This is a genomic window from Mycobacterium pinniadriaticum, from assembly GCF_026242045.1.
In the GTDB taxonomy this organism is placed as follows: Bacteria; Actinomycetota; Actinomycetes; order Mycobacteriales; family Mycobacteriaceae; genus Mycobacterium; species Mycobacterium pinniadriaticum.
Genome location: NZ_JAPJDO010000036.1, coordinates 24,949 through 48,080, shown reverse-complemented (window position 1 = coordinate 48,080; position 23,132 = coordinate 24,949). Strand labels below are relative to the sequence as shown.

The 23,132-nt window shown below is 68.5% G+C and carries 19 protein-coding genes; 13 read left to right on the top strand and 6 right to left on the bottom strand.

Going from position 1 to position 23,132, the window contains the following annotated elements; all coding sequences use genetic code 11:
• Positions 1-18: 18 nt before the first annotated feature.
• The 6 genes from dcd to rfbA all read left to right on the top strand — a co-directional run bounded on the left by dcd (position 19) and on the right by rfbA (position 5,994).
• On the top strand, positions 19-600 hold the full coding sequence (gene dcd, locus ORI27_RS26755) for a dCTP deaminase (RefSeq protein ID WP_266000104.1): 582 nt from the start codon (positions 19-21) through the stop codon (positions 598-600).
• 157 nt (positions 601-757) lie between these two features.
• On the top strand, positions 758-2,545 hold the full coding sequence (locus tag ORI27_RS26750) for a DUF7159 family protein (protein ID WP_456085469.1): 1,788 nt from the start codon (positions 758-760) through the stop codon (positions 2,543-2,545).
• Between the two features lie 80 nt (positions 2,546-2,625).
• Positions 2,626-3,954 (top strand): UDP-glucose dehydrogenase family protein, encoded by a 1,329-nt coding sequence (locus ORI27_RS26745; RefSeq protein ID WP_266000106.1) that lies wholly within the window; start codon positions 2,626-2,628, stop codon positions 3,952-3,954.
• A gap of 10 nt (positions 3,955-3,964) precedes the next feature.
• The gene (locus ORI27_RS26740; protein WP_266000107.1) at positions 3,965-4,729 is read left to right on the top strand and encodes a maleylpyruvate isomerase N-terminal domain-containing protein; all 765 of its coding nucleotides are present in this window, start codon (positions 3,965-3,967) and stop codon (positions 4,727-4,729) included.
• An 18-nt stretch (positions 4,730-4,747) separates the two neighbouring features.
• Positions 4,748-5,122 (top strand): nuclear transport factor 2 family protein, encoded by a 375-nt coding sequence (locus ORI27_RS26735; RefSeq protein ID WP_266000108.1) that lies wholly within the window; start codon positions 4,748-4,750, stop codon positions 5,120-5,122.
• Positions 5,123-5,127: 5 nt separating this feature from the next.
• Entirely contained in the window at positions 5,128-5,994 is an 867-nt protein-coding gene (rfbA, locus tag ORI27_RS26730; protein ID WP_266000109.1) for a glucose-1-phosphate thymidylyltransferase RfbA, read from the top strand.
• On the opposite strand, the gene ORI27_RS26725 is transcribed toward rfbA, so the two are convergent.
• Both ORI27_RS26725 and ORI27_RS26720 read right to left on the bottom strand, forming a co-directional pair.
• Positions 5,945-7,186, bottom strand: coding sequence for a YibE/F family protein (locus ORI27_RS26725; protein WP_266000110.1), 1,242 nt, complete (start codon positions 7,184-7,186; stop codon positions 5,945-5,947). The two genes, rfbA and ORI27_RS26725, sit on opposite strands and share 50 nt — an antisense overlap.
• A gap of 32 nt (positions 7,187-7,218) precedes the next feature.
• Positions 7,219-8,511: a pyridoxal phosphate-dependent aminotransferase gene (locus ORI27_RS26720; protein ID WP_266000112.1), complete on the bottom strand. Its 1,293-nt coding sequence runs from the start codon at positions 8,509-8,511 to the stop codon at positions 7,219-7,221.
• Positions 8,512-8,678: 167 nt separating this feature from the next.
• Here ORI27_RS26720 and ORI27_RS26715 point away from each other — a divergent pair, with 167 nt between their 5' ends.
• From ORI27_RS26715 to ORI27_RS26700, 4 genes are all read left to right on the top strand, one after another.
• Entirely contained in the window at positions 8,679-9,095 is a 417-nt protein-coding gene (locus ORI27_RS26715; RefSeq protein WP_266000114.1) for a hypothetical protein, read from the top strand.
• Between the two features lie 66 nt (positions 9,096-9,161).
• Positions 9,162-10,496, top strand: coding sequence for an HNH endonuclease signature motif containing protein (locus ORI27_RS26710; protein ID WP_266000116.1), 1,335 nt, complete (start codon positions 9,162-9,164; stop codon positions 10,494-10,496).
• A 26-nt stretch (positions 10,497-10,522) separates the two neighbouring features.
• Entirely contained in the window at positions 10,523-10,930 is a 408-nt protein-coding gene (locus ORI27_RS26705) for a YidH family protein (protein WP_266000117.1), read from the top strand.
• 6 nt (positions 10,931-10,936) lie between these two features.
• Positions 10,937-11,269, top strand: coding sequence for a hypothetical protein (locus ORI27_RS26700; RefSeq protein ID WP_266000118.1), 333 nt, complete (start codon positions 10,937-10,939; stop codon positions 11,267-11,269).
• 13 nt (positions 11,270-11,282) lie between these two features.
• On the opposite strand, the gene ORI27_RS26695 is transcribed toward ORI27_RS26700, so the two are convergent.
• The 3 genes from ORI27_RS26695 to ORI27_RS26685 form a co-directional block, all read right to left on the bottom strand.
• Complete coding sequence (locus ORI27_RS26695) at positions 11,283-14,132, bottom strand: (Fe-S)-binding protein (RefSeq protein ID WP_266000119.1); 2,850 nt, start codon at positions 14,130-14,132, stop codon at positions 11,283-11,285.
• Between the two features lie 129 nt (positions 14,133-14,261).
• A complete protein-coding gene (gene iniR / locus ORI27_RS26690; RefSeq protein WP_266000120.1) occupies positions 14,262-16,763 on the bottom strand; it encodes an isoniazid response ATPase/transcriptional regulator IniR in 2,502 nt (833 codons plus the stop codon).
• A gap of 6 nt (positions 16,764-16,769) precedes the next feature.
• Complete coding sequence (locus ORI27_RS26685) at positions 16,770-18,674, bottom strand: Hsp70 family protein (protein WP_266000121.1); 1,905 nt, start codon at positions 18,672-18,674, stop codon at positions 16,770-16,772.
• Positions 18,675-18,905: 231 nt separating this feature from the next.
• Between ORI27_RS26685 and ORI27_RS26680 the strand changes: the two genes are divergently transcribed.
• From ORI27_RS26680 to ORI27_RS26670, 3 genes are all read left to right on the top strand, one after another.
• Positions 18,906-19,472 (top strand): Rv0340 family IniB-related protein, encoded by a 567-nt coding sequence (locus ORI27_RS26680; protein ID WP_266000122.1) that lies wholly within the window; start codon positions 18,906-18,908, stop codon positions 19,470-19,472.
• Positions 19,473-19,695: 223 nt separating this feature from the next.
• Positions 19,696-20,709: an IniB N-terminal domain-containing protein gene (locus tag ORI27_RS26675; protein WP_266000123.1), complete on the top strand. Its 1,014-nt coding sequence runs from the start codon at positions 19,696-19,698 to the stop codon at positions 20,707-20,709.
• A gap of 89 nt (positions 20,710-20,798) precedes the next feature.
• Positions 20,799-22,658, top strand: a complete 1,860-nt coding sequence (locus tag ORI27_RS26670) for a dynamin-like GTPase family protein (RefSeq protein ID WP_266000124.1) — start codon at positions 20,799-20,801, stop codon at positions 22,656-22,658.
• On the opposite strand, the gene ORI27_RS26665 is transcribed toward ORI27_RS26670, so the two are convergent.
• Complete coding sequence (locus ORI27_RS26665) at positions 22,630-23,076, bottom strand: hypothetical protein (protein WP_266000125.1); 447 nt, start codon at positions 23,074-23,076, stop codon at positions 22,630-22,632. The genes ORI27_RS26670 and ORI27_RS26665 overlap by 29 nt on opposite strands.
• Positions 23,077-23,132 lie beyond the last annotated feature (56 nt).

The window sequence follows — 23,132 nt, the reverse complement described above, 5'->3', positions numbered from 1 at the left end:
CGGCTATACGCTCGTCGCGTGCTGCTCTCCGATCGTGATATCCGTGCCGCCATCGCCGACGGACGACTGGGCATCGACCCGTTCGACGACACCCTCGTGCAGCCGTCGAGCGTGGACGTCCGGCTGGACAGCCTGTTCCGGGTCTTCAACAACACCCGCTACACCCACATCGACCCCGCCAAACAGCAGGATGAACTGACCAGCCTGGTCGAGCCCGATGACGGGGAACCGTTCGTGCTGCATCCCGGTGAGTTCGTCCTCGGCTCGACGCTGGAGTGCTGCACCCTGCCCGACGACCTCGCCGGCCGGCTGGAAGGCAAGTCGTCCCTGGGCCGGTTGGGCCTGCTGACCCACTCCACCGCCGGTTTCATCGACCCCGGCTTCTCCGGGCACATCACCCTGGAGTTGTCGAACGTCGCCAACCTGCCGATCACGCTGTGGCCGGGGATGAAGATCGGCCAGCTGTGTCTGCTCCGGTTGACCAGTCCGGCCGAACACCCGTACGGCAGCACCCGCGTCGGCTCGAAGTACCAGGGCCAGCGCGGACCCACTCCATCGCGTTCGTATCAGAACTTCATCCAGTCCCGGCCGGGCGGGTAGCCTCGAACCACCAGGGGTCGGCCAGCACTCACCAGCTAACCCGTTCGGCTGTAACGGCGCCGCTACCTGCGGCGATGAACTTTCTAGTCGAGCGGCTCTGGCAGGGTGGAGTGCAGCAGCGGGTCGGGGTGATCCAGCAAACAACCTTGGAGGGGTAGTGGACATCGCACTCGGTGTGTCCATGACGCCAACGACGGTCCGCATGGTGCTGGTCGAAGGCGAGAAAGCCGACGGCGTGACCGTCGACAAAGACACCTTCGACATCGTGACCGGCGAAGGCGCGCAAACCGTGGCCGACCAAGTGGTCGCGGCGATCCTCGGTACCCGCGAGAGCGCCACCGAAGGTGGGCACCGCCTGGTTTCCACCGGCGTCGCGTGGACCGACCACACCGCGGCGGCCGGGCTGCGCGACGCGCTCAAGGCTCACCGGATCGACGACGTGGTCCTGGTGTCCGAACTGCACGCCGCGGGCGCGCTGGCCCAGGCGGTCGGTCAGGCCGTCGGCTACGACCGCACGGCGCTGATGTTCCTGGAGCGCGACACCGCGACCGTGTCGGTGGTGGAGACCGCCAGCGGCGCGATCGTCAAGGTGCAGACCGAGAGCCTGCACGCCCCGGACGCGGTGGCCGAACTGCAGCGCATGATCGCCGACCTGGAAGCCCTCGACCAGCCGCCGCAGGGCCTGTTCGTTCTGGGTGCCGGCGTCGACGTCGCCGCGGTCAAGTCGCAGCTCTCGCTGAGCACCACGCTGCCCGTGCACGCGCCCGACGAGGCCGAATTGGCACTGGCGCGCGGTGCGGCGCTGGCCTCGGCGGCCACACCCCGCTACGAAGCCTCGACGGTCGGACTCGGCTACGCGCGGGATCCCGACGGCACCACTGCCGGCAAGGTCTACCCCGCGGGCGCGGCCACCGAGATGTCGGAAGCCGGAACCCAGATGGCCGCCGCCGGCTACATGGCCCCGCTGGGCTACAGCGAGGTTCCCGACGACCCGGACGGGGATCTCGGCTACGACTCGGTGCCCGCCGAACTCGACTTCGCCCCCGACGAGCCGGGTCGCAAGCCGTTCCTGCTGGTCGGAAGCGCGCTGACGTCCATCTTCGTGGTCGGTGTGGTGGCGTTGGTGATCTCGCTGGCGGTCAGCATCCGCCCGACCGTCGATCAACGGCCCAACCCGGCCGAGAGCGTGATCGTTCCCAGCAGCCAGACGCCCGCTCCCGAAGCGGCGCCGCCACCGCCGTCCACCCCGTCGGTGCCCGACACCATCCCGGAGCCGGTACCCGTGGTTCAGCAGGCACCGCGCACGGTGTACGTGACCCCGCCGCCGCAGGCGCCCGTGCCCGCACCCGCGGCACCCGCGCCGGCACCTGAGGCCCCGGCGCCCGCTCCGGTAGCGCCGGCCCCGGCGCCGGCACCCGTGATCGCCCCGGTGATTCCGGTCCCGGTCCTTCCACCACCGGTCGTGGTGCTGCCGCGCAACCTGATTCCGCCGTTCCTGCGTCCACCGCGACAGCACGAGTACCCGTCGAGTCCCTCCTCGCCCCAGGAACCCTCCTCGCCCCAGGAACCCTCCTCGCCCCAGGAGCCCTCCTCGCCGCAGGAGCCCTCCTCGCCGCAGGAGCCCTCCTCGCCGCAGGAGCCCTCGTCGCCGCAGGAGCCGTCGTCGCCCTCGCAGCAGCCGTCATCTCCCTCGGCGCCCGTCACCGAGGTGCCGAGCTATCCCAGCCCCGCGGCCGGATCGAGCGGCGGGTACGGCTCGGGTTCCAGTGGTTCAGGCTCCAGCAGCTCGGGCTCCGGCGGCTACGGCGGCTCCAGCTCGGGTGGGTCCAGCTCGGGCGGGTCCAGTTCGAGTTCTGGGTCGAGCGGCTCCCACTCCAGCGGGTCGGGCAGCTCGGGCCGGGGTTCGGGCAGCCCGATGTGGCCGTGGCCCAGTTTCGGCCACTGAGGGCCGAGTTCACCGGCCGTTAGCCTCACGCTCAGTGTCGCGACGCGGTTAGCTCATTGCGGCTGCCTATAGAGGGCAGTATGCGATGCACCGTCTTCGGCACCGGCTATCTGGGCGCCACCCACGCCGCCGGCATGGCCGAACTGGGTCATGACGTCGTCGGGATCGACATCGACCCCGGCAAGATCGCCAAACTGTCCTCCGGCGACATCCCGTTCTACGAACCCGGACTGGCAAAGATGTTGCAGGACAACCTCGCTGCTGGTCGCCTGCAGTTCACCACCGACTATGACGTGGCAGCCGATTTCGCCGACGTGCATTTTCTCGGCGTCGGAACGCCGCAGAAGAAGGGCGAATACGGCGCGGACCTGCGTCACGTGAACGCCGTCATCGACCAGTTGGTGCCACGGCTGATCCGGTCGGCGGTGATCGTGGGCAAGTCCACGGTCCCGGTGGGCACGGCCGCCGACCTGAGCCGCCGCGCACGGTCGCTGACGCGTGACGGTGTGGACGTCGAGATCGCCTGGAATCCGGAATTCCTGCGCGAGGGCTTCGCGGTACAGGACACCCTGCATCCGGACCGCATCGTGGTTGGCGTGCAGCCCGATTCGGCGCGCGCCGAATCGGTGTTGCGGGAGCTGTACGCACCGCTGCTCGCCGAGGACATTCCCTTCCTGCTGACCGACCTGCAGACCGCCGAGCTGGTGAAGGTCTCCGCGAATGCCTTTCTGGCCACCAAGATCTCGTTCATCAACGCCATCTCCGAGGTGTGCGAGGCCGCCGGCGCCGACGTTCGCGTCCTGGCCGATGCGCTGGGTTACGACCCGCGCATCGGTCGCCGATTCCTCAACGCGGGACTGGGCTTTGGCGGCGGCTGCCTGCCCAAGGACATCCGCGCCTTCATGGCCCGCGCCGGCGAACTCGGCGCCAACCACGCGCTGACCTTCCTCCGCGAGGTGGACAGCATCAACATGCGCCGGCGCACCCGGATGGTCGAGTTGGCCACCACCGCCTGCGGTGGCTCGCTGCTCGGCGCCAACGTCGCCGTGCTGGGCGCGGCGTTCAAACCCGAATCCGACGACGTAAGGGATTCCCCGGCGCTCAACGTCGCCGGCCTGCTGCAACTCAACGGCGCCACCGTCAACGTCTACGACCCGAAGGCGATGGAGAACTCGCAGCGGCTCTTCCCGACGCTCAACTACTCGACCTCGGCGCTGGAGGCCTGCGACCGGGCCGATGCGGTGCTGGTGCTGACCGAATGGCAGGAGTTCGTCGACCTCGACCCCGACGAACTGGCGCAGACCGTTCGCGTCAGAGTCATTGTCGACGGCCGCAATTGCCTTGACACCGCACGCTGGGCAGATGCGGGATGGAAGGTTCATGCCCTGGGCCGGCCGGTGGTGACGTAAGTTCGATCGCGTGGACTTTGCGACGGCACTGATCGCCGAAACCGCGGCATTCGCCGACCTGCTCCGTGACGCCGATCTGTCGACTCCGGTGCCGACCTGCCCGGAGTGGACGCTCGAGCAGCTGATGCGCCACGTCGGCCGCGGCGACCGGTGGTGCGCCCAGATCGTCGCCGAGCAGTCGATGGACTTCATCGACCCGCGTACCGTCGCCGACGGCAAGCCGCCAGCCGGCCGGGACAACGAGATCGCGTGGCTGAACGCCGGGGCTCAACAGCTCATCGACGCGGTGGCGGCGACCGGCGCCGACACCCCGGTCTGGACCTTCCTGGGCCCGCGGCCCGCCGAATGGTGGATCCGGCGACGCCTGCACGAGGTCGTGGTCCATCGGGCCGACGCCGCGATCGCGCTGGGCAGCCATTTCGACGTCGATCCGGCCATCGCGGCCGACGCGATCACCGAGTGGCTGGAGCGGGTGGTGATCCAGGCCGACGAGGAGGGCCCCGCCGGCGGCGATCGCCCGCTGGGGGACGGACAGTCACTGCATCTGCACGCCACCGACCCCGGCCTCGGAGAGGCCGGAGAGTGGACCATCCTGGGGCGCCTCGACGGCATCGCGCTCGACCACGAACACGGCAAGGCCACCGCGGCGCTGCGGGGGCCCGCCCGCAGCCTGCTGCTGGCCGTCGTGCGTCGACGCACCGCCGCGCAGGAAGGCCTGGAGGTGTTCGGTGCCCCGGAGGTCTGGGACACCTGGTTGGCCCGCACTCCCTTCTAGACCGGTAGTTTGAGCCCAATGAGCACCTCGGAGATCGCCACCGTCCTGGCCTGGCATGACGCGCTGAACACCGCGGACCTGGATACGCTGATCTCGCTGTCCAGCGACGACATCGAGATCGGCGACGCCGACGGCGCCGCGCAGGGCCACGCCGCGCTACGGGAGTGGGCGCAGCGCTCGGCGGCCACCATCGAGGTCGGCGACATCTACTACCACGAGGGTGTCGTCGTCGTCGAAGAGCGGATGACCTCGCACACCGACCCGTCCGACGTCCGCAGCGCGGCATCGGCGTTCCGGGTAGTGCACGACCACGTCACCTCGGTGTTCCGCCACGACGACCTCGCCGCGGCCCTGGCAGCCACCGAGATGTCCGACGAAGACCTGCAGGTCTGACGGACTTGCGGGGGATCATCCTCGCCGGCGGGTCGGGGACGCGGCTGTACCCGATCACGATGGGTGCCGGCAAACAGCTGCTGCCCGTTTTCGACAAGCCGATGATCTACTACCCGCTGTGCACGCTGATGATGGCGGGCATCCGCGACATCCTGGTGATCACCACCGGTCACGACGCCGCGGCCTTTCACCGGCTGCTCGGCGACGGCTCGCGATTGGGCATCAACATCAGCTATGCGGTGCAGGAGCGGCCCGACGGGCTGGCGCAGGCGTTCCTGATCGGAGCCGACCACATCGGCACCGGAACAGTCGCGCTCGTCCTGGGTGACAACATCTTCTACGGTCCCGGAGTAGGCACCAGCCTGAGCCGGTTCCGAAACATCCAGGGGGCAGCCATCTTCGCCTACCGCGTCGCCAATCCGTCGGCCTACGGTGTGGTCGAATTCGCCGCGGACGGCACCGCGTTGTCGCTGCAGGAGAAGCCGAAGTACCCCAAGTCCAACTACGCGGTTCCCGGGCTGTACTTCTACGACAACGACGTCATCGAGATCGCCCGGGGGCTGCGGCCCTCACCGCGAGGTGAGTTGGAGATCACCGAAGTCAACCAAACCTATCTCGACCAGGGCCGGCTGGTGGTCGAGGTCTTGCCGCGCGGCAGCGCCTGGCTGGACACCGGAACCTTCGATTCGCTTTTGGATGCAAGCGATTTCGTCCGCACTATCGAATACCGTCAAGGACTCAAGGTGTCCTGCCCCGAAGAGGTCGCCTGGCGGATGGGCTTCATCGACGACGAACAACTGGCTCGGTGCGGAGCGGAACTGATCAAGTCAGGCTATGGCGGTTACCTACTGACACTGCTGGACCAGGCGTAGCCAGCACCGCGGCGATCGCCGTGGTCAGCGGCACCGACAACGCCAGCGCGATCCCGCCCACCGCCGAGCGGGCGATCTCGATGGCCACGCTCTCACTGGTCAGCACATCGGACAGCGAGCGATTGGCCACACTGAACAACAGCAGCAGCGGTAGCGAACTACCGGCATAGGCCAGCACCAGGGTGTAGACCGTGCTGGCGATGTGGTCGCTGCCAATACGCATGGCGCCCACAAAGATCTGCCGACGGGAGCCATGCCCCTCGGCGAGCTCGAACACCGCCGAAGCCTGGGTGATCGTCACATCGTTGAGCACGCCCAGCGAACCGATGATGAACCCGGCCAGCAGCAGCCCCTGGATCGAGATATGCCCCATGTACGCCGCGACTTCGTTGTTCTGATCTTCCGACAGCCCGGTGAGATGCGCGAGTTCGATTGCCGCCCAGGACAGTCCCGCCGCCAACAACAAGGCCGTCAACGTACCGAGCAGGGCCGCGCTGGTGCGCAGGCTGATGCCGTGCGCCAAGTAGATGACGGCGTAGAGGATGGCCGCCGAGGCGACCAGCGCGACGGGAACCGCTGGGGCGCCGTCGCGTAACGCCGGGAGCAGGAAGACCACCAGCACCATGAAGGCGACGACGATACCGACCAGCGCCCGCAGCCCGCGCCAGCGCGCGACCGCCACAATGACGATCGCGAACACCGCCGCCAGGGCGACCAGCGGCCAGGTGCGCTCGTAGTCGTAGAACCCATAGCTCGTCGCACCCTGCTGGTCGACCTGCCGGAAGATGCGAATCGCGTCGCCGGCCACCAGGTGCGGCTGGCCCGGGCCGGGGGAGAATTCCAGCATCGTGGATGCGCCCTGATTGGGTCCGCTGTCGATCGACACCACCGTCTGGACGCAGGTGCCGTTACCGGGTACTCCGGGGGCGGGCGCGGCGGTGAGCACTTGGCCGGCCGACGGACTGCCGCAGTCGGTCAGGGTGCTGGACACCACGTGACCACCCTCGGTGGTGACCGCACCGCCGGTGCCGCTCTGAAACGGCAGGGGAATATCGACCTTCGAGCCGTTGGGCCACAGCAGAACCGCACCGATCACTGCCGCCAGGCCGACCAGGCCCAGCGCGACCACGACTATCCGGGCGGCCAAGGGACTCAGCGGCGCCGGGCCGGTGTGGGAATGTGAGTGCGTCACCCGGACCAGAGTAGAACCGCTGATCTGTGCGGTTACTGGCGGTAACCGGCCAGGAAGTTGCCCAGCCGTTCGATGGCACTGGCCAGGTCACGTGACCACGGCAGGGTCACGATCCGCAGGTGATCGGGTGCCGGCCAGTTGAACCCGGTTCCCTGGGTGACCAGAATCTTTTCCTGCAGAAGCAGATCCAGCACCAACTGCTCGTCGTCCCGGATGTCGTGCACCTCCGGATCGAGTCGCGGGAACGCGTACAGCGCGCCGGTGGGTTTCACGCAGGACACGCCCGGGATTTCGTTGAGCTTGTTCCAGGCGACGTCGCGCTGCTCGAGCAGCCGCCCGCCCGGCAGCACCAGATCGTCGATGCTCTGGTGGCCGCCCAACGCGACCTGAATGGCATGCTGCGCAGGCACGTTCGGGCACAGTCGCATGTTGGCCAGCAAGCTGATGCCCTCGATGAAGCTGCTCGCATGCTCCTTGGGTCCGGTGATGACCAGCCAGCCCGACCGGTAGCCGGCCACTCGGTACGCCTTGGACAGACCGTTGAAGGTCAGGGTCAGCAGGTCCGGCGCCAACGACGCCAGGCAGATGTGTTTGGCGTCGTCGTAAAGGATCTTGTCGTAGATCTCGTCGGCCAGGAGCAGCAGCTGATGCTTGCGGGCCAATTCGACCATCTGCTCCAGGATTTCGCGGCTGTACACCGCGCCGGTGGGGTTGTTCGGGTTGATCACCACCAGCGCCTTGGTGCGGTCGGTGATCTTGGATTCCAAGTCGGCGACGTCGGGCATCCAGCCGTTGGTCTCGTCGCACAGGTAGTGCACCGGGGTGCCACCGGCCAACGCGGTCGACGCCGTCCACAGTGGGTAGTCCGGCGCGGGGATGAGCACCTGGTCGCCGTTGTCGAGCAGCGCCTGCAGCGTCATCGTGATGAGCTCGGAAACACCGTTGCCGAGGTACACGTCGTCGATGTCGAAGCGAGGAAAGTTCTCCACCAGTTCGTAGCGGGTGAACACCGCGCGCCGCGCACTGATGATGCCTTTGGAGTCGGAGTAGCCCTGGGCGTCGGGCAGGGCGGCAATGATGTCGCGCATGATGACGTCGGGGGCTTCGAAGCCGAACGGTGCGGGGTTGCCGATGTTGAGCTTGAGGATGCGGTGACCCTCGTTCTCCAGCCGGTTGGCGTGCTCGTGGATAGGCCCGCGGATCTCGTACAGAACGTCCTGCAGCTTGGTCGACTGCGTGAACGTGCGTTGCCGAGGGTGCTGGCTGGTGCCATGCCACGGTAACTGGTGAGTAGTCACGCCGATGATTGTCCCATTCCTGCGCAAACCGGTTTCCCGTGAGACGGATTGTGGCTTTGCTGTGACGTGAGAAGTCACGATTGAGGGACACCTCGGATACAACTGTGACTCTGCTGTGTAGTCGCGCCGATCGCCGGTGAATTGACTGCTAGCTTGGGTCGTCACTACCGGCCTGACGGCGCAAAGGGAACAACGTGAAGATCACACGCACACTGACGACTGCTGCTGCGGTGGCGGCGGCTGCCGCGCTGGGCTTTGCTGCTTCTGCGTCGGCCGATCCAGGACCGATCAACGGCACCTACGCCGTCGACGACGGCGCCGACGGGGCGGTCGTGACCGTGTCGTCCAACTGCGCGACCAATGGGTGCACGGCCAATCTGGCCAGCAATCTGGGCTGGACCAGCGTGGCGACCCTGACAAACGGGCAGTGGAACTTCACGGTGACCAAGCCCGACGGCGTGGTGTGCGACGACGGCAGCTACGCACCGGTCCGGATCGCCTACACGGTGAATGCCGCCAGCCTGAAGGGCACGCTGGTCGCCGATTCCAACGGCGACTGCCCCGGCGGTCAGATCACCGAGGCACCGTTCCAGCTGACCAAGCTCAGCTGACCTGGGGTTTCATCGGCGAGGTCCGGTCGCTCAATCCTGTCGGTGGGGCGGCGTAGTCTCTCGAACATGAGTTCGATTGATGCGGTGTTGGAGGCGCTCGACGATGTCGTCGAGCGCCTGGCCGCGGTCGATCTCGACGTGTTGTCGCCGCCGGAGCGGTTTGTGGTGCTGGAGCGGTTGGAAACCGCGCGGCGCCGTCAGGTGGCGGTGGCCCATCGGGTGGTGGCCCGGTTGGAGCAGTTCGAGGGCTGTCCGCCGGTGCCGATCACCCTGGCCGATGTGTTGCGGATCAGCCCACGGGAGGCCAAACGCCGCATCCGCGACGCTGAACAGTTGGCCCCGCGCGCGACGCTGACCGGGGAGTCGTTACCGCCGCTGCTCCCGGAGACCGCCACGGCGTGGCAGGCCGGGTTGTTGGACGGCGAGCACCTGTCGGTGATTCAGAAGTTCTTCCGCGACCTGCCCGAGCATGTTGGGCTGCTGGAGGTCGAGAAGGCCGAGCGTTCGTTGGCCGAGCATGCGGTGAACCTGCGCCCTGATCAGTTGGAGAAGTTGGCCGACCGGTTGGCGCTGCATCTGAACCCGGACGGGAAATTCTCCGATGAGGACCGCGCCCGCAAGCGCGGCTTCCTCTGGTGCGGTGGGCAACGGGTGGACGGGATGAGCGTGGGCAGGCTGATCGCCGACCCCGAGCTGCGGTCCTACCTGGATGCCTGGTTCGCCAAATTCGCCGCGCCTGGGGTGTGCAACCCCGCCGACGAATCGCCGACGACGGCGCCATCGGATGAGGTGGCAGAGCGGGATCTGCGTAGTCACGGTCAACGTCAACACGACGCGCTCACAGCGTTGGTGCGCGGCCAGTTGGGTGATCCGAAGCTGGGGAAACACAACGGGTTACCGGTCACCGTTATCGTGTCAGCCACACTGCAGGAGCTGCAGAACAAGACCGGGCATGCCGTCACCGCCGGTGGAACGTTACTGCCGATTCCGGACGTGATCCGCATGGCCACCCACGCCTACCACTTTTTGGCGCTGTTCGACGGGGTGAATGGCCAGCCGTTGTGGCTGGGCCGCACCAAACGAATCGCCACCGCCGACCAACGAATCATGTTGCACAACAAGGACCGTGGCTGTACCAGACCCGGCTGTGATGCGCCGGGATTTCGCTGCGAAGTCCACCACGTCGACGAATGGGTCGACGGCGGCCTGACCAACATCGACAAACTCACCCTGGCCTGCCCGTCGGATCACAAACTCCTCGACCAAGGTTGGAAAACCCGCAAACTCGCCAACGGGGACACCGAATGGATTCCCCCACCGCAGCTACCACTCGCCAGCGGTACCAACGACTTCCACCACCCCGAGCGATTACTCGGGACTGAGGGTGATGACGCAGCCTAGGTGCGGTCGGGGGCTACCGTGACCTGGTGGCCGACAACGAGGTGATGCACTTCCAGAGCGACGCGCCGCGCGGGTCGCGCTTCCCGCGCGGAGTCTATGACGAGGGCCGCGAGCCGGACCCCCTCTACAGCCTGGCCAATGAGCGCACCTACCTGTCGTGGCTGCGGCTCGCGGTGACCTTGCTCGCCGGCGCCGTCGCGATCGACCGGCTCTTTCTCGAGCACCCGTGGTTCGGGAGCCGGATCCTCGCCCTGGGCCTCGTCGTGATCGCCGTCGCCGCCTGTGGCCTCGGGGTGTGGCGCTGGTGCCTGACCGAGCGCGCGGTGCGGCGACGCGAGCCGCTGCCGGGATTCAGCGCGCCGCTGCTGGGCGTCGTGGCCATGCTCTTCGCGGGTGCCGGGGTGGTCGTCCTCGTTCTCACGCCGGGGGGCTGACCGCCGATGGACACCAGGCCGGGAAAGCTATGGGGAAGTCAGTACCCGTTCGAGCGCAATCATGTGCAGCGCTCGATGACACTGGCCGGGCTCGCCGGGATCTTCGCCGTCGCCGTCATCCTGCTGGTCCACGCCGATGTCACCAGTGTCCTCGGGATCTCGCTGATCTGCGTCGGCGTCGTATCCGCGCTCGCCGCGGCGTCCCGGCACCGATACGTCCAGGAGACCCAGCTCGGTTACGCCATCCTCAGGACTCGGGGAGGGTGGTTCGTGCTCGGCTCGGCGGTCGCGTTCGCGATCGTCAGCGTGGTCGTCACCCTGCTCATCGTTCTCGAGTGAGAGGGCGCGGCTCCTAACGCTTGCCGGGTGGGCGTGCCCCCTTGGCGATGCCGAGTCCCTTGACCGGCGGTTCCTGCACAGGATTGGCGGCTTTGGGCTCTTCGGCCTTCGGTTCGGGCGCTGCGGCAGGCTCGGGTTCGGCCGTCGGTGCCGGCGCTTCAGCCGGAGCCGCGGCCGGGGCCTTCTTGGCGCCCGGGCGACGTGCGCCCGCGGCGATCCCGAGACCCTTGACCGGCGGTTCCTGAACAGGTTCGGCGGCCTTGGCCGGTGCCTCGGCGGCCGGAGCCTCCGCGGCGGGAGCTGCCGGAGCCGGAGTCGCGGCCTTCTTGGCGCCGGGTCGCTTGGCGCCCGCGGCGATGCCGAGCCCCTTCACCGGCTCGGCGGCCGGAGCCTCGGCGGCCGGTGCTTCGGTTGTGGCGGGCTGGGCGGCCGGAGCCTCGGCAGCGGGAGCCGCGGCGGCTGGTGTGGCCTTCTTGGCGCCGGGCCGCTTCGCCCCGCCCGCGATGCCGAGACCCTTGACCGGCTGGGCTTCCTTGGCCGGCGCAGCCGGTGCCGCCGCGGCCGGTTCGGCGGCGGCGGGTTCGGGCACGGCCTTGGGCGCAGGGGGCGCCTCGGCCGGTGCCGCCGCGGCGGCGGCTTCAGCCTCCCGGGCGGCCGCGCCCTTCTCCGGCAGCGTGACGGTGCTGAGGTCCAGCGAGCCCAGCAGCAGCTGCGCGACGTCGAGAACCTCGACCTCGTCGGCCTTTTCGCGGTCGCCGACACCGTCGGTGATCATCACCCGGCAGAACGGGCAACCGGTGGCGATCTTGGCCGGATCCAACGACAGCGCCTCGTCGACGCGCTCGTGGTTCACCCGCTTACCGATGTGCTCTTCCATCCACATCCGGGCCCCGCCGGCGCCGCAGCACAGGCCACGGTCGGCGTGCCGGGGCATCTCGGTGAGTGTGACGCCGGAGGCGTCGATCAGCTCGCGCGGCGCGTCGTAGACCTTGTTGTGCCGACCCAGGTAGCAGGGATCGTGATAGGTGACGTTGGCCCCGCCATCCACAGCCTTCACCGGGACCAGCTTCTTGTCGCGCACCAGCCGGTTCAGCAACTGGGTGTGGTGCACGACCGTGTAGTTCCCGCCGACCTGCGGGTACTCCCGGCCGAGCGTGTTGAAGCAGTGCGGGCAGGTCACGACGATCTTGCGGTCGACCCGCTCCACGCCCTCGAAGAGATCGTTGAGGGTCTCGACGTTCTGCGCGGCCAGCTGCTGGAACAGGAACTCGTTGCCGGAGCGACGAGCCGAATCGCCGTTGCAGGTCTCGCCGTCGCCGAGCACCAGGAACTTGACCCCGGCGGTGGCGAGCAGTTCGGCGACCGCCTTGGTGGTCTTCTTCGCGCGGTCCTCGTAGGCGCCGGCGCAGCCCACCCAGAACAGGTACTCGAAACCGGCGAACGACTCGACGTCCTTGCCGTAGACCGGCACGTCGAACTCGACCTCGTCGATCCAGGTGAGGCGCTCCTTGGCGTTCTGGCCCCACGGATTGCCCTTGGCCTCCAGGTTCTTGTAGAGCACGCCGAGCTCACCGGGGAACTCGGACTCCATCATCACCTGGTAGCGGCGCATGTCGACGATGTGGTCGATGTGCTCGATGTCCACCGGGCACTGCTCCACGCAGGCGCCGCAGGTGGTGCAGGACCACAGCACGTCGGGGTCGATCACGCCGCCCTGTTCGGCGGTGCCGACCAGCGGACGGGCGTTCTGTGCGGGGCCGCTTCCGGGAATCCGGCCGAATCCGGATTCCGGCACGTGGTGGCCTTCTTCGTGGGGGGTCTCCAGGTCGAGTCCCTCGAGCGGCTCGGCCTTGCCGTTGAGAATGTAGGGGGCCTTGGCGAACAGGTGATCGCGCAGGTCCATGATCACCAGCTTCGGGGACAGCGGCTTGCCGGTGTTCCAGGCCGGGCATTGCGACTGGCAGCGACCGCACTCGGTACAGGTGGCCATGTCGAGCATGCCCTTCCAAGTGAAGTCCTCGATCTTGCCCCGTCCCAGTACCGCGTCCTCGGCGGGATCCTCGAAGTCGATCGCCTCGCCCTTGTACTCGACGGGCAGCAGCGGGCCCAGCGCGTTGGGCATGCGCTTGAACGTGATGTTGACCGGGGCGACGAAGATGTGCAGGTGCTTGGAGTGCAGCACGATCAGCAGGAAGATCAGCGCCACCGCGATATGGCCCAGCAGCGCCACCGTCTCGATCCACTCGTTGGCGGTGTGGCCCAGCGGGGCGAGCAGCTGGCCCATGCCGTGTGAGAAGAACGCGCCCAAGCCGTACGGCAGGTTTCCGGTGACCACGGCCGCGCCGCGGAAGAAGGCGAAGGTGAAGATGACCAGGAAGATCATCCAGAGAACCAGCCAGGCGCCGCCGGTGTGCGAACCGTAGAACCGTGACGAGCGGCCGTATTCCTTGGGTTCGCTGCGCAACCGGATGATCGCGAACGTGATGATGCCGAGCAGCACGGCCAGCGCAATGAAGTCCTGCACGAAGCCCAGCGCGTTCCAGTGCCCCACCAGCGGTATGGCGAAGTTGGGGACGAACAGCGTGCCGTACGCCTCGATGTAGACGGTGATGAGGATGAAGAAGCCCCACATCGTGAAGAAGTGGGCGAGCCCGGGCACCGACCAGCGCAGCATGCGGGTCTGCCCGAAGACCTCGATGATCTGGGTCTTGATCCGCTCGCCGAGATCGTCGGCGCGGCCGCTCGCCGGCTGGCCGGACCGGATCAGCGTGTACAGCCACAGGACGCGGCGCGCGGCGAAGAACACGACGATCGCTGTCATCGACAGCCCCACCACGAGTCTGATCAGCGTCTGCGTTTCCACGGATGCCTCCAAATCGTAAGTTACCTGCGGGTAACTTAACTCATGTTACTGGACAGTAACTTATGCGTGCTGCCTGTTCATACTGGCACCCTGGGTGTCGACGCCGCGACCAAGGTTGTCCTAACCTGGCTAATGGGTTCCCGATGCCGACTCGTCGGGGGACAGGATCGCCCGCAGCATCGACAGCATCTCGGACCGGGACTCCGCGCCGAGCCGGCGGCGGATTCGTGCGACGTGATGCTCAACGGTCTTGGCGGAGATGAACAATTGGCCGCCGATGTCCCGGTACGGCATGCCCAGCAGCAGGAGCTCGGCGACCTCCCGCTCGCGGTCCGACAACGGTGACGCCATCGGCCGGTTGCCCGCCGACCCCGCCCCGGCCAACTCCGCCGCCGGTGGCTGCCCGTCGTCGCCCGCACTCTCGCCCACCGACAACTTCAAGTCCCGCGCCACCTGAAGCATCAGGCCGGACACCTTGGGGTCGGAGGTCTGCAGCGCGGCCTGCCCGGCCAGGCGGGTGCCGTCGGCGGTGAGGCCGAACTGGGAGAGCCCCCGCGCGGCCGCACCGACCTCGTCGGCGTCGACCTGCCCGGCGAGCACCCGCAGCCAGGTCCGGCCGGCCACGGCGAGTGCCTTGGCGAACGGGCTGTGTGGGGCGGCGGCGGTGAGGGCCTGACCGTGCGGGGCCACCGCGGCGGGATCGCCGGCCAGGATCCCGGCATGCACCCCCGCCCAGCGCAAGGGCACCGACCAGGTGAGCGGATCGCCCAGCGATTCGAGCACTCCGAACGCCTGCTCGAGCGCGGGCGCCAGGCGGTCCTGCTGCCCGATCCGGGCCGAGGCCACCCACAGCTCGCCCAGCGGCAGCAGGGAAAACAGGTCCACCGAGTATTCGACCAGCACCTCCATGGCCGCATACCAATGCTTCTGGAGCGCGCCGGTGTCACCGCCGCGCCGTGCCAGCGCGGTGCGCAACGCCGCCGCCCAGAGCGCGTCCCGGCGAAGCGAACCATCGATACCCGCGATGTCGGAGGCGGCCGCGGCGAGGTGACCGTCCTGCATCTTGACCCAGCCCAGCAGCAGCCGGTGCCGGTGCGCGTATCCGGTGTCCTCGTTGTCCCGGTCGGTGCGCACCGCCCTGGCGATGACGCTGCGGGCGCGGACCGGGTCACCACCGTGCAGAGCCGCCAACGCGACCAGCGCCGCCGGGCTGTCCGGCAGCACCTGATCCGTCGAGCAGTCCGTGGCCATGGCCGCGCCGAGTTTGACCGCCGCGGTGGAGTACGGCGTCTGCAGCGTCGACAGCAGGCCCTCGGCGAGGCTGCGCGCGGCGCGTGCGGCGGCCGTCGGCGGGCCGGTGCTCTGGACTGCCAGCGCGCGTTCGGCCCCGGCGGCATCGCCGGTCGCGGTCAGTGCGATCGTCGCGGCCGCGCTCACCGCCGCGTCGGGATAGGGCCCCAGCCAGGTGAACAGATCGGCCGCCTGCGCGGCGTTTCCGTTCTGCATGGCGACGCTGGCCGCGATCCGCACCGCCGCGGCCCGCTCGGCGGGGTCGTCGGATGCGAGCAGATCGTCGGCCTCGCTCGCGGCCGCCGAGCACTCGCCGGCCAGCGCGAGCGCATCGGCCAACCGCGCACGCAGTTCGGTCGCTCCGGCGTCGACCGCGGCCCGGTAGAGGGCCGGGTCGGCGCGTCCCGCGCCGGCCTGCTGTCGCAGCACATCGGCCAGCTGTTCGTCGCGCACGCCGTGTTCGGCCAGTCGCAGCGCGAGATCTCCTGAGAGCGTGGACATCGCGATCTGTGAACGCAGCAGTGCCGTCTCGATGTCGTGATGGCGGGCATTGCCGAGGATCTGCGCGGCCGCGCGATGCACCGAACGCAGAAAGTGTGGACTGTGCACCGGCTCGACCAGCCCGGAGGCCCGGGCCCGGTCGATCAGCAGCCGGGCCTCTTCGGGCGGAATATCCAGGGCCGCAGCAAGATCAGTGGCTCCCAGGTCACGGCTGAGCGTCGCGATCAGCAGTGCGTCGAGCTCGGGCTCACTGAGCCGGCGCAGCCGGTCGATGAGTGCGAACTCCGCGGCCTGCGCGATCGCCTCGGCGGAGTTGGGGCGAGCGGAGCTCAGCGCGGCATCGACGAGAAACGGGATGCCCGCCGTCGCGGCGAGGACGTTGCTCACCAACTCGGTGCGGGGCGGGTGTCCGGACGGATCGGTCATCAGCCGAGAGAGATCGCCAGATGTCATCGGGGCCAGCGTGACTCGTGGTCGTTCCCGCTCGATGGCGGTGATCAGTGCCTGCAGGTTCTCGTCGTGGTCACGTGGCTGCACCGCCACGACGACGGTGGAGGACGGATCGCCGGCCAACTCGGTGAGCCGGGCCAATTCGGCGCCGGCCAGCAGGTGCGCGTCATCGACCACCACCGCGGCCTCCGATGGATCCCCGGGCGCTGGTGGCCTGGTCAGCACGGCGACCCCGGTTTCGCGGAGGGTGTCGCGAGCTGCCACCAGAACAGCGCTCTTTCCGGTGCCGATGCCGCCGGTCACCACCAGCTTCACCGGCGCCGACCCCAGTGCGCTGACCGCGTCTGTGGCGGTCGGCGAAAGACTCTGCACCGGAATCGGATCGGCCACTGTCGGCTAGCTCGGCGGAGTGGGCGTCACGCCGGTGAGGATCTCCTGCGTCGTCGGCGCGGCGGTGGTCGTCGGCGGTGCAACGGTCGTGGTCGGCGGTGCCACTGTCGTCGTGGGCGGGGCGACCGTGGTCGTGGTCGTCGGCGGTGGGGTGGTCGTCGTCGTTCGCGTGGTGGTGGTGGTCGTCGTCGGCGGTGTCGTCGTGGTCGTGGTGGTGGTCGTCGTCGTGGTTGTGGTGGTGGTCGTCGAGGGTGTCGTGGTCGTTGTGGTCGGTTCGGTGGTCGTCGTCGTGGTCGGCACAACGGTGGTGCTCGCCGGGATCGTCGACTCGGTGGGCACCCCGTTCGAGCCGGTGATCGTGACCGTCTGCGGCGGTACGACACTCGTGACCGATGCGTCGGCGGGTTGCTCACCGGGCTTGGTGACCCGGGTGGTCGTCGTGGTGGGGGTGCTGTCGGAACTGGTCAACGTGATCGCCAGACCGCCGACCGCCACCGCGGCCAGTGCCGCGGCGATGCCGAACAACAGCGGCGGGCGCCGATACCACGGCACCGGCGTGTCGACCAGGGCGGTCTCGGCATCCTCCTGCTCGAATTCGAGCATCGGTCGGGCCCCGGTGGCGCCCTGCGCCTGCTGGGCGTAATCGAAGGTGTAGTCCTCGCCCGAATAGGGCACCGGCTCGGCCCCGGCGTCGTCGTCCTGCGACCACGCCAGCGCACGGAACGTCGCCGACGGCGAGCCGTCGGTCGCCGACTCCGTGGCGGCCGCGCCGGCGGTTCCGGCCGCCCACGCCGACGGTGCCAGGCCGGTCGGCGCGTCGGCGGGAGCCACCGCCATGCCCGTCGGCGCATCCGGCGCACCGCCGCGCGCCGCGATCACCGCCGAGCCGATGGCCGCGTTGAGCCCGGCGAGCGGCGTGGTGACGACCGGAACCCGCAGCTCCTCGGAAAGTCGTTGAGTGAGAAGGGGTATCGCTGCTCCGCCACCGACGGTGGCGACCGCGGCGAGATTGACCGCGGGAATCCTGTTGCGTTCCAGTGCGTCTCCGAGCGCGTCGAGGAATCCGACGAGCGGCGTGGCGATCAGGGCTTCCAATTCCGGTCGGGTGAACCGGATGTCGGAACGGAAGCCGGGCAGCTCGACGGGTATCACGGTCGCCGTCTCCGCGGACAACCGCTCCTTGGCCAGCCGGCATTCCTCGCGCAACCGAGTCAGCGCGCCGACGGCGTTGGTGCTGGCCGGGTCGATATCGGCGGCCTCGCGGACGCCCGCGAGCACCTGGGTCAACAGAGCCTGGTCGAGCTGGTCGCCGGAGAACTCCGCGAAGCGCACCGTCTCGCCGATCTGCTGGAGGTTCGCGCCGGCGTCGGCGAGGGTGATGTTGGCGCCGCTGCCGCCGAAGTCACACAACGCGACAACGCCGCGATCGGGCAGCCCCGGGTCGGCCTGCAGGGCCGCCAACGCGGCCGTCGCGTCGGAGATCAGCATGGGCGGGACGCCGTTGGGCGACAGAGCCGGCCTGGTGCGCAACGCACCCCGCAGCGATCCGACCGCCCCCGGACCCCAATAGGCCGGCACCGCGATCACCAGGCTGGACGGCGGCGAGCCATCGTCCACGGCGCGGGCCATCGCCTCGAGGGCCTCGGCGACCAGATCCTCGCCCCGGTGCGGTGAGCCGTCGGCGGCCACCAGCGGCACCGGGTCACCCACCCGTTCGACGAAGCCGCGGAACACCTGGCCGGCCTCGGTGATGTTCGGGCTGGTCAACTCCGGATTCTGGGAAGGGACCCCGACCTCGGCGGGTCGATTGGCCCACAGGGTGAGCACCGAGCGGCGGGTCACCGGCTGGCGGCCCGGGCGTGCCGCCCCCAGGTTGGTCGCCCCGATCGACAACCCCAGCGATTCGCTCAATTCGCACATCCCTCCGCCGCCGGGTCGGCGGCCGTCTTCACCTTAGTGGCTGCCCATGCCAAAACCCGGCAGCAATCCCCTAACGGTGTCGGAACCCCTAAGGCCCCACCCCCTAACGCTGCCGCGTGTCGGGTGGCTTCGACACCGATCCCGGCGGACGTGGTGCCCGATAGCATTCTGGGCAGCAGCTGGAGTTTCACTGTCTATCGCCGGTAGGAGGGAAGGCGTTCCATGGCAAACACGTTGCTCGACTTCGTGATGTCGCTCGTGCGGGATCCCGATGCCGCCGCGCGGTACGCCGCCGATCCGGCCGGGGCGATCGCCGACGCGCATCTGTCCGACGTGACCAGTGCCGACGTCAACAATCTGATCCCCATGGTGGCCGATTCGCTGTCGGGTCCACTCTCGGGAGCGGCGTTCGGTCCCGGTGCCGGCGCCGGTGCAGACGGCAACGTGTGGGCGAGCGGAGCCGCGACGGCCGCGTTCGACGCCTTCGACGCGCACCTGCCCGCTGCTGTTGTAGCCGACACCCATCCGGTGGTCACCGACGTCGCCCAGCCCGCCGGTCCGGATCCGGCGGTGATCATCGACCCCGGCGTGGTGAACACTTCCCTGCCCGATACCTCGGTGCAGGTCACCGACGTCGGCTTCGACCATGACGCGGTCACCGACGTCGGCCCGGACTGGGCGGAGCAGCCCGCCTGGGACCACACCCATGTCGACGACACCCATGGCGCCGGGTCCGATGCCGCCGGTTTTCCGGCTCCGGACGACCATCCCGGCTTCGACCTGTTCTGATCCCCTCCGCAGAAACCCCACGTCCCTGTGACGTGGGGTTTCTGCGTATCCAACGCCAGCCCTAGGGCCCCCCTAATCCCCTACGATGCCACCCCTACTGATCCCTAGTGGGGGTGCGGTGAAGAGGGGTTTCTACCCCGTTTTCGGTCGCCTGCGGCCTCCATAGCGTGGTCTGCAGATCGCCGGACAGGCCGGCGAGCACCTTCACCGAAAGGTTCCGATCATGCTCACTCTCCTCGACTGGATCCTCGACCTGTTCCGCAACGAGGACGCCGCCCGTGCGTTTGTCGCCGCGCCGGAGCAGACCATGCGCGACGCCGGCTTCGCCGGTGTGTCGGCCGCCCAGGTCTCGACCATCGCGGCCACCGCGGTCCCGGGCCTGGTGCTCGGCGGCGGTGACCCGATCGTCGGCCTGCAGCGCGCGGTGTCCAACCAGTACGGGTTCGCGCCGGCCTACCAACCGACCTACCAGCCGGTCTACGCACCGGCGCCGACCTTCGCCCCGGAGACCGACCTGGCCAGCCACAACGACACCTCGTTGATGAGCCCGCAGCAGGACGCCGGCGCCAACGCGCAGCAGGGTGCCTTCAACCTCGGCTTCGGCGACATCACCTTCGGCAACAAGACCACCAACACCGCCACCGACGGCGGCGTGGTTGTCGACGGTCCCAACGACGGCGACATCGTCAGTGGTGACGGCGCGGTGCTGGGCAATGACAACGACGTCAACAACGGCGACGTGCTGGCCGGCACCGGATCGAACGTCGCGGTCGGGCACGGCCACATCGACGACGACGGCACCACCGCGACCGGCGGCAGCACCGTGATCAAGGACAACGGCGGGCCGGTCTTCCACGATGTCGACGCCAGCGGCGGAAGCGGTGGTGGGGCATCGGCCGGTGGCAGCCTGATCGGCCTGGGTGGTTCGCACGCCTCGGGCGGCAACGCCGGTGGTGGCGGCATCACCATCGTCGACAGCCCGACGTCGACCAACAGCGACAACTCGGCAAGCTCGCCGGTGTATGTCGACACCCACGCGACGACCACCGCCAAGACCACGGTGACCGACCACTCGGACAACTCGGTGCACGAGGCCACGGTCAGCGACAGCTCGACGCACGACACGTCCAGCCACACGTCGCTGGATGCCGGCCACGACACCACGCTGGTCAACAGCCACCTCGACGCCAGCCACGACCTGGCCCTGGCGTCCGGCAACCACCTGCTGGGTTTCTGAGCAAGAGACGGCGGGGACCTCCAGGTGTCCGGAGGTCCCCGCCGCGTGCCGTGCGCATACCGTGTTAACCGCGACCTCTGGGAGGGCATGTGACGCAACCGCAGGACCCGCGCCGGGTCAAAGTGCTCATCGAGCTGATCGACCACACCAGCGCGATCGCCGACCTGAACGACCGTGGCGACCTGGCGGCGCGGCTGGCCGTCGCCAAGGAGCGCATCACCGATCCGCAGATCCGGGTGGTCATCGCCGGCCAGCTCAAACAGGGCAAGAGCCAACTGCTGAACTCGCTGCTCAATATGCCGGTGGCCCGGGTCGGCGACGACGAGACCACCGCGCTGGTCACCGTGATCAGCTACGCCGAGCAGCCGTCGGCCCGGTTGATCGTCTCGGTCGGTGAGGGTGTGCCGCCGCAGGAGATCGACATCCCGATCGACGACATCCGCCACGATCTGCGCCGCGCCCCGCAGGCCCAGGGCGCCGAGGTGCTGCGGGTCGAGGTCGGCGCCCCCAGCCCGCTGCTCAAGGGCGGCCTGGCGTTCATCGACACACCCGGCGTCGGCGGGCACGGCCAGCCGCACCTGTCGGCGACCCTGGGGTTGCTGCCCGACGCCGACGCGATGTTCATGATCAGCGACACCAGCCAGGAATTCACCGAACCGGAGATGCGGTTCATCCGCCAGGCCCACGAGATCTGCCCGGTCGGCGCGGTCGTGGCGACCAAGACCGACCTGTATCCGTACTGGCGTGAGATCGTGGCCGCCAACACCGCCCATCTGCAGCGGGCCGGCCTGGCGTTGCCGCTGATCCCGGCGTCGTCGCTGCTGCGCAGCCATGCGATCGAGCTCAACGATGCCGAACTCAACGAGGAGTCGAACTTCCCGGCTATTGTCGCCTTCCTGTCCGAACGGGTCCTGTCCCGGGAAGACGACCGGGTCCGCGACCAGGTGGTCGCCGAAATTCGTTCGTCGGCAGAACATCTCAGCCTGTCGGTGAACTCCGAGTTGGCTGCCCTGAGTGACCCGGACGAGGCGCGCCGGCTCACCGAGGACCTGGAGCGGCGCAAGCTGGAGGCTCAGGACGCGCTGCAGCAGACCGCCCTGTGGCAGCAGGTCCTCAACGACGGGATCGCCGACCTGACCGCCGATGTCGAGCACGACCTGCGCGCCCGGTTCCGGGCCATCACCCAGCACATCGAGGGCGTCATCGACTCGTGCGATCCCACCCAGCACTGGGCCGAGATCGGAGCCGAAGTCGAGGACAGCGTCGCCAACGCCGTCGGCGACAACTTCGTCTGGGCCTACCAGCGGGCCGAGGCGCTGGCGGCCGAAGTCGGCCGCACCTTCGTCGAAGCGGGCCTGGACGCCATCGAGATGCCGGAGGTGAGCGCGGCGGAGATGGGTGCCGGAGTGGGCCGGCTCAAATCCCTGGCCCGTCTGGAGTCCAAGCCGATCGGCAAGGGCCACAAGGCGATCACCAGCATGCGTGGTTCCTACGGGGGTGTGCTGATGTTCGGCATGCTCACCTCGGTGGCCGGCCTGGGCATGTTCAACCCGCTGTCGCTGGGCGCGGGTCTGCTGCTGGGACGCAAGGCCTACAAAGAGGACATGGAGAACCGCATGCTGCGGGTGCGCAACGAGGCGAAGACCAACCTGCGCAGATTCGTCGACGATGTGCTGTTCGTGGTATCCAAGGAATCCCGGGATCGGCTCAAGAACGTTCAGCGACAGCTGCGCGACCACTATCGCGGTATCGCCAACCAGACCACCCGATCGCTCAACGAGTCGCTGCAGTCCACCATCGCCGCCGCGCGGCTGGAAGAGGCCGACCGAAACAATCGGGTCCGCGAACTCGAGCGGCAGCTGAACATCCTCACCCAGGTGATCGACAATGCCGAAAAGCTCTCTTCGGCAGCGCTTTCGGCTAGGGCGAGGCCGTCCGAGTCTCGTTGAGACGGGGCCCGGAGCGATTGGTGCGCGGCCCGGGCGGATTGGTGACGCGGGTCGGGAAGGTTCCCGGGAACGTCGGGGCCACCCGCTCCGAGGGCGGGATATCAGCTTCGGGATCGACGCTTGACGATGGCGTGCCGCTGGTCGTTGTGCTCTCGCCGGGAAGCCCGATGTCGGTGGTCGACAGCCGCACGTTGGGGTAGGACGTGGACGTCGACGAGGAGGACTTGCCCACGACATGGGGCGGCTCGGGCAGATGCGTGCCCGGCGGCAGCACAGTATCGCTTTCCGGCGAGCTCCACTTGCTCGACATCGTGATCACGGCGTAGACGAGGATCGCAATCAGGGCCAGGCCGAGCAGCCCCGCCGCGGAGGTGGCGGCCGACGTGCGATACCACGGCGTCGTCGTCTGCTGGGGCATGGCGGCTGATCCTAGCTGCGATGCGCGCGACCCGCCGAACCGTAGACTCGTCGTTC

Excerpts from the sequence above, each read along its gene's own strand:
- ORI27_RS26745 (WP_266000106.1), top strand. The coding sequence starts at position 2,626 with ATGCGATGCACCGTCTTCGGCACCGGCTATCTGGGCGCCACCCACGCC.
- ORI27_RS26735 (WP_266000108.1), top strand. The coding sequence starts at position 4,748 with ATGAGCACCTCGGAGATCGCCACCGTCCTGGCCTGGCATGACGCGCTG.
- ORI27_RS26710 (WP_266000116.1), top strand. The coding sequence starts at position 9,162 with ATGAGTTCGATTGATGCGGTGTTGGAGGCGCTCGACGATGTCGTCGAG.
- ORI27_RS26700 (WP_266000118.1), top strand. The coding sequence starts at position 10,937 with ATGGACACCAGGCCGGGAAAGCTATGGGGAAGTCAGTACCCGTTCGAG.
- ORI27_RS26680 (WP_266000122.1), top strand. The coding sequence starts at position 18,906 with ATGGCAAACACGTTGCTCGACTTCGTGATGTCGCTCGTGCGGGATCCC.
- ORI27_RS26675 (WP_266000123.1), top strand. The coding sequence starts at position 19,696 with ATGCTCACTCTCCTCGACTGGATCCTCGACCTGTTCCGCAACGAGGAC.
- ORI27_RS26665 (WP_266000125.1), bottom strand. The coding sequence starts at position 23,076 with ATGCCCCAGCAGACGACGACGCCGTGGTATCGCACGTCGGCCGCCACC.